The following is a 16,496-nucleotide window of genomic DNA, read 5'->3' on the forward strand; positions in this document are numbered from 1 at the left end:
AGGCGCCGCGAGCAGGCCGTTCAGGCCTGGGTCAGGTGCGCCACGGCGCGCTCGAAACGGTCCAGGCCTTCATCGATGTCGGCTTCCTCGATGACCAGGCTCGGGGCAAAGCGCACCACGTCGGGGCCGGCTTGCAGGATCATCAGGTCGTGCTGCTCGGCAGCATTGAAGAAGTCCTTGGCGCGCCCCTTCCAGGCGTCGCTCAAGGCGCAGCCGATCAGCAGGCCCAGGCCGCGCACCTCGGTGAACACGCCATAGCGCTGGCCAATCTGCTCCAGGCGCGTCTTGAAGCGCTGGTGCCGGGCCTTGACGCCGGCCAGCACTTGCGGGGTGTTGACCACGTCGAGCACCGCCTCGGCGACCGCGCAAGCCAACGGGTTGCCGCCATAGGTGGTGCCATGCACGCCGACCGCGAAATGCTTGGCCAGTGCGTCGGTGGTCAGCATCGCGCCGATGGGGAAGCCGCCCCCCAGGCTCTTGGCGCTGGAGAGGATATCCGGGGTCACGCCGTAGTTCATGTAGCTGTACAACTCGCCGCTGCGGCCCATGCCGCTTTGCACTTCGTCGAACACCAACAGGGCATTGAACTGGTCGCACAGGTCGCGCGCGCCTTGCAGGTAGGCCGGATCGGCAGGCACCACGCCGCCTTCGCCCTGAACCGGCTCCAGGACCACGGCGCAGGTCTTCTCGGACACCGCCGCTTTCAGCGCTTCGAGGTCGTTGTATGGAACGTGACGGATGCCGGTGATTTTCGGACCGAAGCCATCGGAGTATTTCGGCTGACCGCCGACGCTGACGGTAAACAGCGTGCGACCGTGGAAGCTATTTATGGCCGAAACGATCTCGTATTTCTCGGGACCGAATTTGTCGTGCGCCACACGCCGGGCCAGCTTGAAGGCGGCCTCGTTGGCTTCGGCGCCGGAGTTGCAGAAGAACACGCGGTCGGCGAAGGTGGCGTCGACCAGCTTCTTGGCCAGACGCAGGGTCGGCTCGTTGGTGAAGACGTTGGACACGTGCCACAGCTTATTGGCCTGTTCGGTCAATGCGCCGACCAATGCCGGGTGCGCGTGGCCCAGCACGTTGACGGCGATGCCACCGGAGAAATCGATGAGCTCGCGACCGGCCTGATCCCACACTCTGGAGCCGGCACCGCGCACGGGAATGAAAGCGGCCGGCGCATAGTTGGGAACCATTACCTGGTCGAAATCGGCACGTTGCACGGGGGCTTGCTCAACGGACATCGGAGTCTCCTGTCAAGGAACGCTCAGCGCAAAATGGGCGAGCGATGGGGAATTGTAAGGACTGGTTCGCGCGCGGCATTGCCGCCATGCGACAACTTGTTACAGCGCCAAACCGCCATTCTACGGGGGTTGTCGCGAATGCGACAAATAGGGATAGAAAGTGGGATAGAAAGACGCTCGCCTTGCGGTTCAGCCCGATATACCGCGGCGCGCCCTTCGCGGGCAGAGCCCGCTCCCACATTCTGCTGCGAGGGCACCCTTCGCGGACATAGCTTGCTTCTGCTTCCCTGTGGGAGCGGGCTCTGCCCGCGAAAGCCACACCGCGCTTCGCCTGATACAGCGCACCTCAGAGGCCGGGTCAGCCGCGTTCGGCCGGCACCGAAGACAGTTCGAACGGGCTGCTGCTACGGCGCTGGTTGCGGTCTTCGCGGGGGGTGGCGCCGAAGAAATTGCGGTAGGCACTGGAGAAGTGCGGCCCGGAAGAAAACCCGCACGACAGGCCGATCTGGATGATCGACTTGCTGGTCTGCATCAGCATCTGCCGAGCCTTGTTCAGGCGCAGCTCAAGGTAGTACTGGCTCGGCACACGATTGAGGTACTGCTTGAAGATGCGCTCCAGCTGACGCCGGGACACACACACGTGCTGGGCGATCTCGTCGGTGGTCAACGGTTCTTCGATGTTGGCCTCCATCAACAATACCGCCTGGGTCAGCTTCGGGTGGCTGGAGCCCAGGCGATTCTGCAGGGGAATACGCTGGCGCTCCCCGCCTTCGCGGATACGCTCCACCACCAGTTCCTCGGAAACCGCCCCGGCCAGTTCGGCGCCATGATCACGGGCCAGCACCGCCAGCAGCAGGTCGAGCACCGACAGACCGCCGCAAGCGGTCATCCGGTCGCGATCCCAGTCGAACAGGTGGCTGGTGGCGATGACCTTGGGGAAGCGTTCGGCGAAATCATCCTGCCAGCGCCAGTGCACGGCCGCGCGGTAACCGTCGAGCAGCCCCAATTGCGCCAGCGGGTACACCCCGGCCGACAGTCCACCGACCATGCAGCCTGCTCGGACGGTCTGCTTGAGCGCAGTGGACAGTGCCGGCGCCAACGCCGCTGGTGGCTCGTCGGCCAGCAGAAACAGCTTGTGGCACCCTTCCAAGCGACCGTTCCACGCCTCCCCCGGCAGTTGCCAACCACCCGGCACGGGTGGCTCGGCCTGCAGGAACAGCAACTCGTAGGTCACGTCCGGGTGCACCTTCTGCGCCACCCGCAGGGCCTCCTCGGCCAGCGCCAAAGTCAGGGCTCGCGTGCTGGGCCAATAGAGGAAACCGATTCGTTGGGCTGTCATCTGATGCGGACCGAAACCTTAAGTATCAAAAACCGAATGGGACATGGTACTGCGCCGGATCAGGCATGCCTGCTCTGCACACACGAAAACACTCGGCAAAATGTTTCAAGCAACGATCACTTGAGGCTGCCGGACAAAAACTGCTGCAACCGCTCGGAGCGCGGATTGGCCAGCACCTCGCGGGGATCGCCGGTCTCCTCGACCAGCCCCTTGTGCAGGAACACCAGCTGGTTCGACACTTCGCGGGCAAAGCCCATCTCGTGAGTCACCACGACCATGGTTCGTCCTTCCTGGGCCAGGGCCTGCATCACCTTGAGCACGTCACCGACCAGCTCGGGGTCCAGCGCCGAAGTCGGCTCGTCGAACAGCATCACCTCAGGCTCCACCGCGAGCGCGCGAGCGATGGCCACGCGCTGCTGCTCGCCGCCGGACATGTGCCCCGGATAGGCATCCTTGCGGTGCGCAACACCGACCTTGGCCAGATAGTACTCGGCTTTCTCCAAGGCTTCCTTCTTCGAAACACCCAATACGTGCACCGGCGCTTCGATGATGTTTTCCAGGGCGGTCATGTGCGACCACAGGTTGAAATGCTGGAACACCATCGACAGCCGCGAGCGCAGGCGCTGCAACTGCTTGGGGTCGGCCGCCTTGAGCGCGCCGTCCTTGCCGGGCACCAGCTTGAGTTCTTCGTCATTGAGCAGGATCTTGCCCGCATGGGGCTGCTCGAGCAGGTTGATGCAGCGCAGGAACGTGCTCTTGCCCGATCCGCTGGAGCCGATGATGCTGATCACATCGCCCGCCTTGGCCGCCAGCGAGACACCCTTGAGCACCTCGTGCGAGCCGTAGCGCTTGTGCAGGTCCTGAACTTGAAGTTTATACATGATCGGGGGTCTCGCAGATCGGTCAGTCACGGCTCACTGGCTCGCGACGAAAGGGTTTTCGCTGCACGCGGTCAGTGCCTGCGGGGAGCGAGGTAGGCCAGCCAGCGGCGCTCGGCCAGCTTGAACAGGCGCACCAGAATGAACGTCAGGCACAGGTAGCAAACGCCCGCCGTGATGTAGGCTTCGAACGGCAGGTAATACTGGGCGTTCACCGTACGCGCCGCGCCGGTGATGTCGATCAGCGTCACGATCGAGGCCAGACTGGTGGTCTGCAGCATCATGATCACTTCGTTGCTGTACTGCGGCAGCGCCCGACGCAGTGCCGACGGCAATAGAATGCGTCGATACATCCCGGCCTTGGACATGCCCATCGCCCGCGCCGCTTCGATCTCGCCCGGGGGCGTGGCGCGCAGGCTGCCGGCGATGATCTCGGCGGTGTAGGCGCTGGTATTGATGGCAAATGCCAGGCAGGCGCAGAACGTGGCACTCGACAACCAGGGCCAGAGCACACTGTTGCGCACGACCTCGAACTGGGCCAGGCCGTAGTAGATCAGGAACAGCTGCACCAGCATGGGCGTGCCGCGGATGACATAGGTGTAGAGCCACGCGACACCGTTGACCAGTGGCTGCCGGGACACCCGCATCAAGCCCAATGGCAGTGCCGCCAGCAGACCGAAGAACAGCGAGATGGCCAGCAGTTTCAAGGTTTCCAGCATGCCGCTCATGTACAGCGGCAGGCTGTCCCAGACGACGTTGTAATCGAAGATCATAGTTCAGCCGCCTTGATGCCCACCGAATAGCGTTTTTCGACGGCGCGCAGCAACAGCAGCGACACGCTGGTAATCACCAGGTACATCGCCGCCACTGCGAGGAAGAAGGTGAACGGCTCGCGGGTGGCATCCGCCGCCTGCTTGGCCTTGAACATCATGTCCTGCAGACCGACCACCGAAATCAGGGCCGTGGCCTTGGTCAGCACCAGCCAGTTGTTGGTCACACCGGGGATCGCCAGGCGAATCATCTGCGGCACCAGTACCCTGAAGAACACCTGCAGGCTGCTCATGCCATAGGCCATGCCAGCCTCGGCCTGGCCCTTGGGAATGGCCATGAACGCACCACGGAAAGTTTCCGAGAGGTACGCCCCGAAGATGAAGCCCAAGGTGAAGATACCGGCGAGCAGTGGATTGAGGTCGATGTAGTCGTCGTACCCCACCAGCGGCGCAACGCGGTTGATGATGTCCTGGCCGCCGTAGAAGATCAGCAGGATCAACACCAGATCGGGAATGCCACGAATCACCGTGGCGTACACATCGCCCAGCCAGGCCAGCCAGCGTACCGGCGACAGGCGCAGGGCCACGCCCAACAGACCCAGCACGATGGCCAGCGCCATGGACGACAAGGCGAGCTGCAGCGTCAGCCAAGCGCCATCGAGAATGACGGCCCCGTAGCCTTTCAACATGTAGAGATCCTCGCCCGGAGAATGAAAAATGGTGCGAACCGCGGTTCCCCGCCGTTGGCACCATCAGTCAGGTAACGCCTGCCGGCTTATTTGCCGTAGATGTCGAAGTCGAAGTACTTGTCCTGGATCTTCTTGTACTCGCCATTGGCACGAATGGCGTCGATGGCCGCGTTGATGCGTTCCAGGTTGGCCTTGTCACCCTTGCGCACGGCAATGCCGATGCCGTCACCGAAGTATTTCGGATCGTTGACCGATGGGCCGACGAAGGCATAGCCCTTGCCTGCGTCAGTGTTGAGGAAACCGTCCTGCAGCAAGGTGGCATCGGCCAGCGTACCGTCCAGGCGACCGGCAGCCACGTCAAGGTAGATCTCGTTCTGCGAGCCATACGGCATCACTTCCACGCCCAGGGGCTTGAGCACTTCGGTGGCATAACGGTCATGGATCGTGCCGCGCTGCACGCCGATCTTCTTGCCCTTGAGCTCGCTCATGTCGTCACTGACCGTGGTGCCCGCCTTCATGACCAGGCGCGCCGGCGTGGCGTAGTACTTGTTGGTGAAATCGACGGATTTCTTGCGGTCATCGGTGATCGACATCGACGACAGAATGGCGTCGATCTTGCGCACCTTGAGGGCTGGAATGAGGCCGTCGAATTCCTGCTCGACCCAGGTGCACTTGACCTTCATCTCGGCACACAGCGCGTTGCCGATGTCGTAGTCGAAGCCAACGATGCTGCCGTCCGGCGCCTTGGAGGCGAACGGTGGGTAAGCGGCCTCGATGCCGATCTTCAGCGGCTTTTCATCGGCGAACGACGCCGCCGACAGCACGGACAGTGCCAATGCGCCAAACAGTGCGAGTTTCTTCATTGGGTGAGCTCCAGCGAAAAGGGGCAGTATGGGCAAAGTGAGCGCAGGCCCAGAATGCGAAAAAATGAAGCTGAACAGGCGACGCCGCAGGGTCCGGCGAGTGAGCGCATTCTAACGGCACTGTGCCAGTCGATATTTCGTCAATGCGACAAGTAGTTACAGAAGCAACGAGACACCCAGACTAGGGGATTGACAGCCCTCATCGAGTGTGGTTTGGGAAAATGAGAGGCAATCTGAGACTGAAGCAATTAGCGCGCCCATTATTGGCAAAGCCTTCTAGGACGGCAAGTGTGGCGTTGCTAGTGGAAGCAGGTAGGCGTTGCAGTGGGGTATTGAGTGGCAGGTGGTGTGTCGTACGCGTTCACGCAGTAACACCGGTAATCTTCGGCGAGTTTTGACGACCCCTTCGCGGGCAGAGCCCGCTCCCACATAGGGATTGCAGTGATGCATTGTGGGAGCGGGCTCTGCCCGCGAAGAGGCCCTCAAGATCACCTCAAATCACGCAGAAGCCCGATGCATATCCTTGTGGGTATCGATCAACTGCTGCACCACCCCCGGATCGGCCAGAGTAGAAATGTCACCCAGCGCGTCGTACTCGGACGTGGCGATCTTGCGCAGAATGCGCCGCATGATCTTGCCCGAACGCGTCTTGGGCAATCCCGGCGCCCACTGGATCACATCCGGCGACGCGATGGGACCGATCTCCTTGCGCACCCAGTTCTTGAGCTCCAGGCGCAATTCCTCGCTGGCCTGCTCGCCACCATTGAGCGTGACATAGACGTAGATGCCCTGCCCCTTGAGGTCGTGAGGCACACCCACCACAGCGGCTTCGGCCACCTTGGGATGGGCGACCATCGCACTTTCGATCTCGGCCGTGCCCATGCGGTGCCCGGAAACGTTGAGCACGTCATCGACCCGCCCGGTGATCCAGTAGTAGCCATCTTCGTCGCGACGCGCACCGTCGCCGGTGAAGTACATGCCGCGAAAGGTCTTGAAATAGGTATCGACGAAGCGATCGTGATCGCCATACAGGGTGCGCGATTGGCCCGGCCACGAATCGAGGATCACCAGATTGCCTTCGGCCGCCCCCTCGATGATGTTGCCCAGGTTGTCCACCAGCGCCGGCACCACGCCGAAGAACGGCTTGGTTGCCGAGCCCGGCTTGAGGCCGATCGCGCCCGGCAACGGGCTGATCAGGATGCCGCCGGTTTCGGTCTGCCACCAGGTGTCGACGATCGGGCAGTTCTGCTTACCTACCGTGTTGTAGTACCAGTTCCAGGCTTCCGGGTTGATCGGCTCGCCCACCGAACCGAGCAGGCGCAGACTGGAGCCATCGGCGCCCTCGACCGCCTTGGAGCCCTCGGCCATCATCGCGCGGATCGCCGTGGGCGCCGTGTAGAGGATATTGACCTTGTGCTTGTCGACGATCTTCGACACCCGGGTGATGTCCGGGTAGTTGGGCACGCCCTCGAACAGCAGCGTGGTGGCGCCGTTGGCCAGGGGGCCATAGACGATGTAACTGTGGCCGGTGATCCAACCCACGTCCGCAGTGCACCAGTAGACGTCGCCGGGCTTGTAGTCGAACACCCGCTCATGGGTCAGCGCGGCATACACCAGGTAGCCACCGGTGGTGTGCAGCACGCCCTTGGGCTTTCCGGTGGAGCCGGAGGTGTAGAGAATGAACAGCGCTTCCTCGGCGCCCATTTCCTTCGGCGCGCAGGTGCTCGACGCCACTTCCAGCAGGGAGTGGTACCAGATGTCGCGGTGACGGTTCCACTCGATGTCGCCGCCGGTGCGCTTGCACACGATGACCTTTTGCACGCTGCTGGTTTCAGGGTTGGTCAGGGCCCGGTCGACGTTGGCCTTGAGCGCCGTCTTGCGCCCGCCGCGCAGACCTTCGTCGGCGGTGATCACCACCTTGGACTGGCAGTCGATGATGCGCCCTGCAAGCGCCTCGGGCGAGAACCCGCCGAACACCACCGAATGCACCGCGCCGATGCGCGTGCACGCAAGCATGGCCACCACCGCTTCGGGGATCATCGGCATGTACAGGGTCACCACGTCGCCACGGTGCACATCCTGGCCGCGCAAGGCATTGGCGAACTTGCACACTTCGGCATGCAGCTCACGATAAGTGATGTGACGGCTCTCGGAGGGATCGTCACCCTCCCAGATGATCGCGACCTGATCGCCGCGCTCGGCCAGGTGCCGGTCCAGGCAGTTGTAGGAAACGTTGAGGGTGCCGTCGGCGAACCACTTGATGTCGACATGGTGGTCGTCGAACGAGGTCTGCTTGACCTTGGTAAAGGGCTTGATCCAATCGAGACGCTGCGCCTGCTCGCGCCAGAAACCGTCCGGGTTGACCACGGACTGCTGGTACATCGCCTTGTAGGTCGCCTCATCGGTCAGCGTGGACGCTGCCACTTCGGGACGAACGGGATACAGGGAAGCCGCACTCATCATTCTTACCTCGGTTGAATAGTTGTTGTTGTATGGACCTGTTTTAAGGGTATCTGCCCCAGGCAGCCATTCGACGATGGTAGTACCGGGACCCGTGCCGATGCCTGCTCGGCGATGCGCGATTAATGCAGATTCGGATAAAACTGTTTATCCAAACCCGCTCTGTTTACCACAGGCACCGGGGCCTAGAATCGTTTTCGCCAGCAACGGCACTGCGATCGACAAAGACTGTATCCCCCACGAAGGCTGTCGATCGCAACTTTCCCACTCTCAAGTTTCACACGTGACCTCACAAGGGCCGCGTGCCCCCTGACGACTGTAAAACAGGAAAATCGAAATGAAAGCTTTGTTGATTCTTGCGCTGATTGGCTCGAGCGGTATCGCCCTGGCCGATGAGACGACCACTGCCGCCACACAGAAACCCGTGGTAGAACCCTATGACTATTCACAGCACCCGGACATCGCCCATGTCATTTCCAACTCGGCGATCCCCAATGTCTGCGCCGTGGTGCCAGCGCGTCTGACCTACGAGGACTCGCAGGGCAAGCGCCACATCATGGAATACCACGTCATGGGCAACGGCTGTACCAACAGCTGACATCCAACGCTTGCCAACGACGCGAATGACAGCCAGAAGCGGATAGCTGGGTCAGCTATCCGCAGTAGGTGCCTATCCAGGCATTGGCTCGTGCCATCAGACTCGCGGGAGCATGGTCGCTTTGACGACATACCGGTGAGCCGTACCGAATCGTTCTGCGTTGCCCTGATAGGCTTGACCCTCGGGGATAGACGCCACTGACTCGATCCTCATGGGGTTGTAAAGCGGAAATGTCACTTCGGTCTCGGCATACAAGCCTTCGGAAATGCCCGCGTGACTTTCATCTAAGGTGAAATGCCAAAGAATGCTCTTCGGCAGGACGTAGGCCTCTTGAGGACTTATCGCAGTAGACATGATGAGCGATGACTTCATGTCCATATCCAATCGCTGATACATGGCCGTATCGCTTGCCTGGGCTTGCTCGACGAAACTTGCCAGCCATGGATAACTACCCAGCACCGCCGGCGTATCTCCACGAAACGTCTGGCTGACGTCGGGCTTGGGCTTGGTATAACCCGACCACTCCTTGTCCATGCGCGCCAAGGTAGACTGGACTTCAGTTAACTTGTCCAGATCGATGTTTGGGGCTGACGGCTTCATCGCACTGGCTACCTCCTTCCAGGTTTTAAGAAAACTTTCCGGATCAGGAATATTCGAGTAGTGCTCGATATTTGCTTTCTGCAGGGCAATCGTCATGGATGAATAATAGGGATATTCTCCGCCTTGCTGCTTTTTGATCGCGGGATCCTCTTTGATGACCCACTTCTTGCGCGGCGCCACACCAGCAGACGAACCCTCGCCTCCAAGGGGTGGCGGCGGAGGCGGCCCGGACAAGCCGCTGCCTGGCGGGGGCGGGGGCGGAGGCATCACCGGAACGGCGGCCGACATCCCAGGTGGCGGCGGTGGCGGCGGCGGCGCACTTGCCATTCCAGGCATCGGCGGGGGCGGGGGCGGCTGCAACCCATTGGGGTCATGCAGAGTGACCGGGTTGTTGCGCACCATGCGGTAGAGATTCAAGCCGTCGGCCGCACCCGATGGGTCGGCGCTCAGCCAACGGGCTGCCCAGGGCTGGTAGTAACGGTATCCGTAGTAGTAAAGACCCGATGCATCTCGTTCCTTGCCTGAGTAACGCAAGGTCTTGTAGCTGGATTCGGTATCGGTGCGTGCCGCGTACAGGGCGGTCGTACCGAAGGGGTAATATTCTTCCTGGGAAATGATCTGGCCATCGGCGTCCAGCTCCAGGCCTACGCTGCCGACTTGGTTGCGGTGACTGTAGCGTACTCTACTGGACTGCATGCCCTGGGGCTCTCCAACCTGCCAGTGGAAAGCCGTCACCTGTACCGGGCCGGGGCTTGCGACACTCAGGACCTCCAACTGCTCTGTGAGCCTGCCTGCCCGATGGGTAGAACGCAGTTCGATATCCGGCAGGTAGAGCGTCGTCTGCTCGCACCTCAGATCACCCTCCCGTGCCGTGCTGACTTTCACGCGGCGCTGGTGCTCGCCGCCATAGCGGTACCACTCCCACAGGGCGGCTCCAGAGTGTCCAACCTCCTCGAGGTCACCGTCCATTCCCCACGACAAGGCCTGGCCTTCGGGAAGCCGCTTCTGCTGGCCGGCAGCAAGGAAGCAGTCGTCCACCTGCTCGGGATCCGCGCACATGTCGCTGATCACCGCACGATTGCTGGCACGAGCGACCGTCATGTCCAGCGTGAAGTCGTTGCCGCTGGCGGCAGCCTGATGGCGCATGCCTATCAGATTGTCCCCGATGTCGTAGCTGTAGGTACGTGTGTACTGGGTGTAGGTCGCCGCATCCAGAGACTGGGGGACGGTAGCCGGCAGGCGGCCTCGACCGGCCACGCGCCGGGCCATCTCTCGGCCGGTCGCTTTGGTCAGCCTGTAGAGCGTGTCATAGCTGAATGTACTTTCCGGAGCGACGCGTACGTTGCGCCAATAGCGTGTGGCTTGAGCATCATCGACCACCGCCAGCACATTACCCACAGGGTCGTATCGGTACTGCAAGTCCTGCAACGTTCGCGCACCCCTGGGATGGCCTGCCGGTCGACTGACAGTGGTCGCTTGCAGACGCTGACTGCCCTGCTCATAGCGATAGCGACTGATAACGTCGTTACCCTGGGTCTGGCACAGCAATTGACCGTCGGCACCGTACTGCACCGACTTGACAACCGGTTGCTCCGCCACGCCGGCGGGTTGCAGCCAGCCGGCGGCAAACTGTCCGCTGACATCGTACCGGTAACGCTGGCGGTGACCGCCGACGTCAACTTTGAGCAACAGTTGCCCACACGCATCGAGCGTGGCCACACTCGTCAACACATCGTCGGCTAACGATTCGCGCCAACTCGATTCGACATCGCCAGGCCAGCCTGACAAGCGCTTGTCGCGTCGCAGTTGCCGACTTTGACGTATCACAGCACCGTGCACCGACTGCAACTCAACCATCTGCAGTCCCGCGCCGTCGTAGTGGCGTATCAGTTGTCCAGCCACATTGGCACTGCGCGCCTCAGCCCCGGAAGCACCCCACACGAATCGCTCCGCCACCACCGAGGCTGCGTTTGGCGAAGGTTGTAGCTCAATGGCCAGCAGGCGGCCCGGCAGGGTCGTCGCCTGATAGCGATAGCGTTTGATGACGTCATTGCCGGTGCGACAGAGAGAAACCCTGCCCTGGGCATCGCGAAGGATCAGGGAGCTGCCGGAATCGCGACTATCTTCGCGCACCACATTTCCCGAAAGACCGTAGGACCAGCGCATATTGGGGCCCGGATCGGCCGAGCCCGCTGCGAGCCGACGCGGATCGAAGCTTTCCCGCTGTCGTCCTTGCGCGTCATGCCGCGTAACGATAACCATGGGTTGGACAGTGTCATCGACGCTACTGCGCAGATAGGCGATCGACCGAATGACGCATCCACGACCGTCACGGGCGCTGATGGCCGGTGTCCTGCTGTGAAGTGAAGATTGTTGTTGAGTAATCACGATCAGTCCCGAAGTGCAAAAACGAACGAACATACCCAGCCAGTTCGCCTCCGTCAGGGCTCCGCAAATGTCATGCGCCAACCGACAACTGCCCAGACCTCAGCCCTTGCGACGCCAATCATCAAGAGCCTGTGCGACTCGAAAGACCGAAGAACCCATGCGGGCTGATTTTTTTTGTGTCTTGCGCGTCTATCATGAACGTCAGGCTATGGCCTGCATTTTTTATCCATCCCCAGCCCATTTTCGGACTACCCATGCCTCACTCCCAGCGCCCCATGACGGTCACGCTGCAAGTCGTTTCCATCGTGCTGTTCACCTTCATTGGCTACCTGAGCATCGGCATTCCCCTGGCGGTATTGCCCGGCTTCGTCCACAGCGATCTGGGCTACGGCGCGGTGATCGCTGGCCTGGTGATCAGCGTTCAATACCTCGCCACCCTGCTCAGCCGCCCCCAGGCGAGCAAGATCATCGACAACCTGGGCAGCAAGAAGGCCGTGATCTACGGATTGGTCGGCTGCGGCATCAGCGGGTTGTTCATGCTGCTGGCCGGTTGGTTGCAAAGCTGGCCAGCACTGAGCCTCACCAGCCTGCTGCTGGGTCGGGTGTTGCTCGGGTCGGCGGAAAGCCTGGTGGGCTCCGGTTCCATTGGCTGGGGGATCGGTCGCGTCGGGGCGGCCAACACGGCCAAGGTCATCTCCTGGAACGGCATCGCCAGCTACGGCGCACTGGCCATCGGCGCGCCGCTGGGTGTGTTGATGGTCAAACATCTGGGCTTGTGGAGCATGGGCGCGAGCATCATCGTTCTGGCAGGCGTGGGCATCGCCCTGGCCTGGAACAAGCTGCCTGCGCCAGTGGTGGCCGGCGAGCGCCTGCCGTTTCTGCACGTTCTGGGTCGAGTGCTGCCCCACGGCACTGGGCTGGCCCTGGGTGGCATCGGCTTCGGCACCATCGCCACGTTCATCACCCTGTACTACGCCAGCAATGCCTGGGACAACGCGGCACTGTGCCTGAGCCTGTTCGGTGCCAGCTTCATTCTCGCGCGGCTGTTGTTCGGCAACCTGATCAACCGTCTGGGTGGCTTTCGCGTGGCGATTGTCTGCCTGAGCGTGGAGACCCTGGGCTTGCTGCTGCTATGGTTGGCGCCCAGCCAGGAACTGGCCATGGCCGGCGCGGCCCTGACCGGTTTCGGTTTTTCCCTGGTATTCCCGGCACTCGGCGTCGAAGCGGTCAATCTGGTGCCAGCGTCGAGCCGCGGTGCTGCAGTGGGGGCCTACTCGCTGTTCATCGACATGTCGCTGGGCATCACTGGGCCGGTGGCCGGCGCCATAGCCGCCGGCTTCGGCTTCAGTTCGATCTTTCTGTTTGCCGCCGCTGCTGCGTGCACGGGCCTGGGCCTGACCTTCTATCTGTACCGCCAGGCCGCTCGCCTCCCACCACCGGAAGACAAGCTGGTCTGAGGATAACGCCTTTCAGAAGTCGATCTTGCCACGCCCGGCCTTGATCGCGCCCCGCTTGGTCTTGCCTTCCAGGCGGCGGGTCTTGGAGCCCAGCGTGGGCTTGGTCGGCCGCCGCTTCTTCTCGACCTTGGTGGCCATCAGAATCAGCTCACGCAAGCGCTGCAACGCATCGGCCCGGTTCTGCTCCTGGGTACGGAACTGCTGCGCCTTGATCACGATCACGCCATCACCGGTGATCCGGCTGTCACGCAGCGCCAGCAGCCGCTCCTTGTAGAACGGCGGCAACGTCGAGGCGCCGATGTCGAAGCGCAGATGCACCGCGCTGGAAACCTTGTTGACGTTCTGCCCACCCGCGCCTTGCGCGCGGATGGCGCTGAGTTCGATTTCAGCATCTGGCAGATGGACGACGTTGGAGATCTCCAGCATGCGGCACTCCGCTCAGGACAGGGGTTTGGGCTTGAGGCGATAGCACAGGTACATCCCGCCGACCCACAGTGGAATCGCATAGACCGAAATGCGAATACCCGGAATCATCAGCATGATGATCAAGATGAACGCCACGAAGGCCAAACACAGGTAGTTTCCGTACGGATACCACAGCGCCTTGAACAACGGCACCTGGCCTTGGCGCTGCAGGTGCTGGCGGAACTTGAGGTGCGAGTAGCTGATCATCGCCCAGTTGATCACCAGGGTCGCGACCACCAGCGACATCAACAGCTCCAGCGCCTGCTGTGGCACGAAGTAGTTCAACGCCACGGCCACCAGCGTGATTGCCGCCGACACCAGCAGCGCACGTACCGGTACGCCGCGTGCATCCACCTTGGCCAGCGCGCGCGGTGCATCGCCCTGCTCGGCCATGCCCAGCAGCATGCGGCTGTTGCAGTAGGTGCCGCTGTTGTACACCGACAGGGCCGCGGTCAGGACCACGAAGTTGAGCACATGCGCCGCCGTGTCGCTGCCCAGCATCGAGAACACCTGCACGAACGGGCTGCCGCTGTAGGCGTCGCCCGAGGCATTCAGGCTGGCCAGCAGGCCATCCCACGGCGTTAGCGACAACAGCACCACCAGCGCGCCGATGTAGAAGATCAGAATACGGTAGATCACCTGATTGATGGCCTTGGGGATCACCGTCTTCGGGCTGTCCGCCTCGGCCGCGGTGAAACCGAGCATTTCCAGGCCGCCGAACGAGAACATGATGATCGCCAGGGCCATGACCAAACCGCCGACGCCGTTGGGGAAGAAGCCGCCATGCTCCCAAAGGTTGCTGACACCTGCCTGCGGGCCGCCATTGCCGCTGACCAGCAGGTAGCTGCCCAGGGCGATCATGCCGACGATCGCCGCCACCTTGATGATGGCGAACCAGAACTCGGCTTCCCCGAACACCTTGACGTTGGTCAGGTTGATGGCATTGATCATCACGAAGAACACCGCGGCCGAGACCCAGGTCGGTATCTCCGGCCACCAGTAGTGCACGTATTTGCCGACGGCGGTCAGCTCCGACATGCCCACCAGGATGTACAGCACCCAGCAGTTCCACCCCGACAGGAACCCGGGAAACCGGCCCCAGTAGCTGTGGGCGAAGTGACTGAAGGAACCGGCGACCGGCTCCTCGACGATCATCTCGCCCAGCTGGCGCATGATCAGGAAGGCGATGAAGCCGCAGATGGCGTAACCCAGGATCATCGACGGTCCGGCCGATTTGAGCACGCCCGCAGACCCCAGGAACAACCCGGTGCCGATGGCTCCGCCCAGGGCGATCAATTGGATGTGGCGATTCTTCAGCCCACGCTTGAGCTGGTTTGGTTCAGTCATCAGGGAGAGGTCACTTCTTCGACGTTCGAGGTATCAAGAGTGCAATGGTCCGCCGCAGGCAGACCTTGTGGGAGCGGGTCTCTGCCCGCGAAGAGCCCCCCCACCGACACCCTACAAAAAAACGCCAACCCTGGAAGGTTGGCGCACGTGGACATCAGCTGTCCTTACTCAGGCTTGGGCTTGCGACGGCCGAAGCCTGGACGCTGACCCGTGCCCGCTGCCGGACCGCGACGATTGCCCGAAGGCGCGTCGTCCAACAGCTTGATGCCTGGACGCTTGGCCGCAGGCTTGGCACCTGGCTTGCCCGCAGGCTTGGCCGGGCGCTTGTTCATGTCCGCCGGACGCTCGGCCACGGGCGTGCCACGGCCACTGTCCTTGCGCGAAGCCGGCGCCGAATCGCCACGCGGCTGGCGAGCCGGGCGCTGTTCGGTGGACGGCGCGCCGTCGTGGGCCGGACGCAGGGTACGCACACGCTCGCCACGGCCCATGGGACGTGAGGACTTGCGCTGCATGCGCTCCAGCTTGTCCTTGGTCTTGGTGGTCATCGACGGCATGGCGACCGCTGCCAGACCCACCTCGGCGCTCAGGGTATCGACTTCACCCTGAGTCAGCTCACGCCACCGACCCATCGGCAGGTCAGAGTTGAGGAACACCGGACCGAAGCGCACACGCTTGAGGCGGCTGACCACCAGGCCTTGGGATTCCCACAGGCGACGCACTTCACGGTTACGGCCTTCCATGACCACGCAGTGGTACCAGTGGTTGAAGCCTTCACCGCCCGGTGCTTCCTGGATGTCGGTGAAACGCGCAGGGCCGTCTTCCAGGATCACGCCGTTCTTGAGGCGCAACAGCATGTCTTCGTCGACTTCGCCGCGTACACGTACGGCGTACTCACGGTCCATTTCGAACGAAGGGTGCATCAGGCGGTTGGCCAGTTCGCCGTCGGTGGTGAACATCAACAGCCCGGTGGTGTTGATGTCCAGGCGGCCGACGTTGATCCAGCGGCCTTCGCGCGGGCGCGGCAGGCGGTCGAAGACGGTAGGACGGCCCTCAGGGTCGTCGCGGGTGCAGATTTCGCCGTCAGGCTTGTTGTAGATGATCACGCGGCGCACGGTTTCCGAGGCTTCTTCGCGCTTGATCACCTTGCCGTCCACGGTAATGGCGTCGTGCAGGTCGACGCGCTGGCCGAGGGTGGCGACCTTGGCGTTGACCTTGATCCGGCCTTCGCTGATCCACGCCTCTACGTCACGGCGCGAGCCCACGCCGATACGGGCCAATACTTTCTGCAGTTTTTCGCCGGCGGGGCCGATTTCCTGGCTGCCGTCTTGCTGATCGAGATCTTTCATCGTAAGCACCTCCCGGTGGGTCGAATGGAATACTGCTCGGCGCAGGCGCGCCGGA

Annotated in this window: 13 protein-coding genes; 2 read left to right on the forward strand and 11 right to left on the reverse strand. The window is 62.2% G+C overall.

Annotation, left to right across the window (positions count from 1 at the left end; all coding sequences use genetic code 11):
* Positions 1-20: 20 nt before the first annotated feature.
* From BLV18_RS14850 to acs, 7 genes are all read right to left on the reverse strand, one after another.
* Positions 21-1,241 (reverse strand): aspartate aminotransferase family protein, encoded by a 1,221-nt coding sequence (locus tag BLV18_RS14850; protein ID WP_090359581.1) that lies wholly within the window; start codon positions 1,239-1,241, stop codon positions 21-23.
* A 358-nt stretch (positions 1,242-1,599) separates the two neighbouring features.
* Positions 1,600-2,580: a transcriptional regulator ArgR gene (gene argR, locus BLV18_RS14855; RefSeq protein WP_049862160.1), complete on the reverse strand. Its 981-nt coding sequence runs from the start codon at positions 2,578-2,580 to the stop codon at positions 1,600-1,602.
* A 116-nt stretch (positions 2,581-2,696) separates the two neighbouring features.
* A complete protein-coding gene (locus BLV18_RS14860) occupies positions 2,697-3,461 on the reverse strand; it encodes an ABC transporter ATP-binding protein (protein WP_049862161.1) in 765 nt (254 codons plus the stop codon).
* A gap of 71 nt (positions 3,462-3,532) precedes the next feature.
* A complete protein-coding gene (locus BLV18_RS14865; RefSeq protein WP_049862162.1) occupies positions 3,533-4,231 on the reverse strand; it encodes an ABC transporter permease in 699 nt (232 codons plus the stop codon).
* On the reverse strand, positions 4,228-4,917 hold the full coding sequence (locus tag BLV18_RS14870; RefSeq protein WP_090359583.1) for an ABC transporter permease: 690 nt from the start codon (positions 4,915-4,917) through the stop codon (positions 4,228-4,230). Before BLV18_RS14870 ends, BLV18_RS14865 begins: the two co-directional genes overlap by 4 nt.
* Positions 4,918-5,003: 86 nt before the next feature.
* Positions 5,004-5,780 carry an ABC transporter substrate-binding protein gene (locus BLV18_RS14875; RefSeq protein ID WP_090359585.1) on the reverse strand — a complete coding sequence of 259 codons (777 nt, stop codon included), beginning with the start codon at positions 5,778-5,780 and terminating at the stop codon, positions 5,004-5,006.
* 498 nt (positions 5,781-6,278) lie between these two features.
* Positions 6,279-8,240: an acetate--CoA ligase gene (acs, locus tag BLV18_RS14880; protein WP_056843945.1), complete on the reverse strand. Its 1,962-nt coding sequence runs from the start codon at positions 8,238-8,240 to the stop codon at positions 6,279-6,281.
* Positions 8,241-8,577: 337 nt separating this feature from the next.
* On the opposite strand from acs, the gene BLV18_RS14885 reads away from it, so the two are divergent.
* Entirely contained in the window at positions 8,578-8,838 is a 261-nt protein-coding gene (locus BLV18_RS14885; protein ID WP_043185340.1) for a DUF2790 domain-containing protein, read from the forward strand.
* Between the two features lie 96 nt (positions 8,839-8,934).
* On the opposite strand, the gene BLV18_RS14890 is transcribed toward BLV18_RS14885, so the two are convergent.
* The gene (locus BLV18_RS14890; protein WP_090359588.1) at positions 8,935-11,859 is read right to left on the reverse strand and encodes an RHS repeat domain-containing protein; all 2,925 of its coding nucleotides are present in this window, start codon (positions 11,857-11,859) and stop codon (positions 8,935-8,937) included.
* A gap of 221 nt (positions 11,860-12,080) precedes the next feature.
* Between BLV18_RS14890 and BLV18_RS14895 the strand changes: the two genes are divergently transcribed.
* A complete protein-coding gene (locus tag BLV18_RS14895; RefSeq protein ID WP_090359590.1) occupies positions 12,081-13,283 on the forward strand; it encodes an MFS transporter in 1,203 nt (400 codons plus the stop codon).
* Between the two features lie 12 nt (positions 13,284-13,295).
* On the opposite strand, the gene arfB is transcribed toward BLV18_RS14895, so the two are convergent.
* From arfB to rluB, 3 genes are all read right to left on the reverse strand, one after another.
* Entirely contained in the window at positions 13,296-13,709 is a 414-nt protein-coding gene (arfB, locus tag BLV18_RS14900) for an alternative ribosome rescue aminoacyl-tRNA hydrolase ArfB (protein ID WP_090359592.1), read from the reverse strand.
* Between the two features lie 12 nt (positions 13,710-13,721).
* Complete coding sequence (locus BLV18_RS14905; RefSeq protein WP_090359594.1) at positions 13,722-15,095, reverse strand: amino acid permease; 1,374 nt, start codon at positions 15,093-15,095, stop codon at positions 13,722-13,724.
* Positions 15,096-15,259: 164 nt separating this feature from the next.
* A complete protein-coding gene (gene rluB / locus BLV18_RS14910; RefSeq protein WP_090359596.1) occupies positions 15,260-16,441 on the reverse strand; it encodes a 23S rRNA pseudouridine(2605) synthase RluB in 1,182 nt (393 codons plus the stop codon).
* Positions 16,442-16,496 lie beyond the last annotated feature (55 nt).

Source organism: Pseudomonas coleopterorum, from assembly GCF_900105555.1.
GTDB classification, from domain to species: domain Bacteria; phylum Pseudomonadota; class Gammaproteobacteria; order Pseudomonadales; family Pseudomonadaceae; genus Aquipseudomonas; species Aquipseudomonas coleopterorum.

Coding starts and splice junctions, on each gene's coding strand:
- BLV18_RS14850 (WP_090359581.1), bottom strand. CDS start 1,241: ATGTCCGTTGAGCAAGCCCCCGTGCAACGTGCCGATTTCGACCAGGTA.
- argR (WP_049862160.1), bottom strand. CDS start 2,580: ATGACAGCCCAACGAATCGGTTTCCTCTATTGGCCCAGCACGCGAGCC.
- BLV18_RS14860 (WP_049862161.1), bottom strand. CDS start 3,461: ATGTATAAACTTCAAGTTCAGGACCTGCACAAGCGCTACGGCTCGCAC.
- BLV18_RS14865 (WP_049862162.1), bottom strand. CDS start 4,231: ATGATCTTCGATTACAACGTCGTCTGGGACAGCCTGCCGCTGTACATG.
- BLV18_RS14870 (WP_090359583.1), bottom strand. CDS start 4,917: ATGTTGAAAGGCTACGGGGCCGTCATTCTCGATGGCGCTTGGCTGACG.
- BLV18_RS14875 (WP_090359585.1), bottom strand. CDS start 5,780: ATGAAGAAACTCGCACTGTTTGGCGCATTGGCACTGTCCGTGCTGTCG.
- acs (WP_056843945.1), bottom strand. CDS start 8,240: ATGAGTGCGGCTTCCCTGTATCCCGTTCGTCCCGAAGTGGCAGCGTCC.
- BLV18_RS14885 (WP_043185340.1), top strand. CDS start 8,578: ATGAAAGCTTTGTTGATTCTTGCGCTGATTGGCTCGAGCGGTATCGCC.
- BLV18_RS14890 (WP_090359588.1), bottom strand. CDS start 11,859: ATGTTCGTTCGTTTTTGCACTTCGGGACTGATCGTGATTACTCAACAA.
- BLV18_RS14895 (WP_090359590.1), top strand. CDS start 12,081: ATGCCTCACTCCCAGCGCCCCATGACGGTCACGCTGCAAGTCGTTTCC.
- arfB (WP_090359592.1), bottom strand. CDS start 13,709: ATGCTGGAGATCTCCAACGTCGTCCATCTGCCAGATGCTGAAATCGAA.
- BLV18_RS14905 (WP_090359594.1), bottom strand. CDS start 15,095: ATGACTGAACCAAACCAGCTCAAGCGTGGGCTGAAGAATCGCCACATC.
- rluB (WP_090359596.1), bottom strand. CDS start 16,441: ATGAAAGATCTCGATCAGCAAGACGGCAGCCAGGAAATCGGCCCCGCC.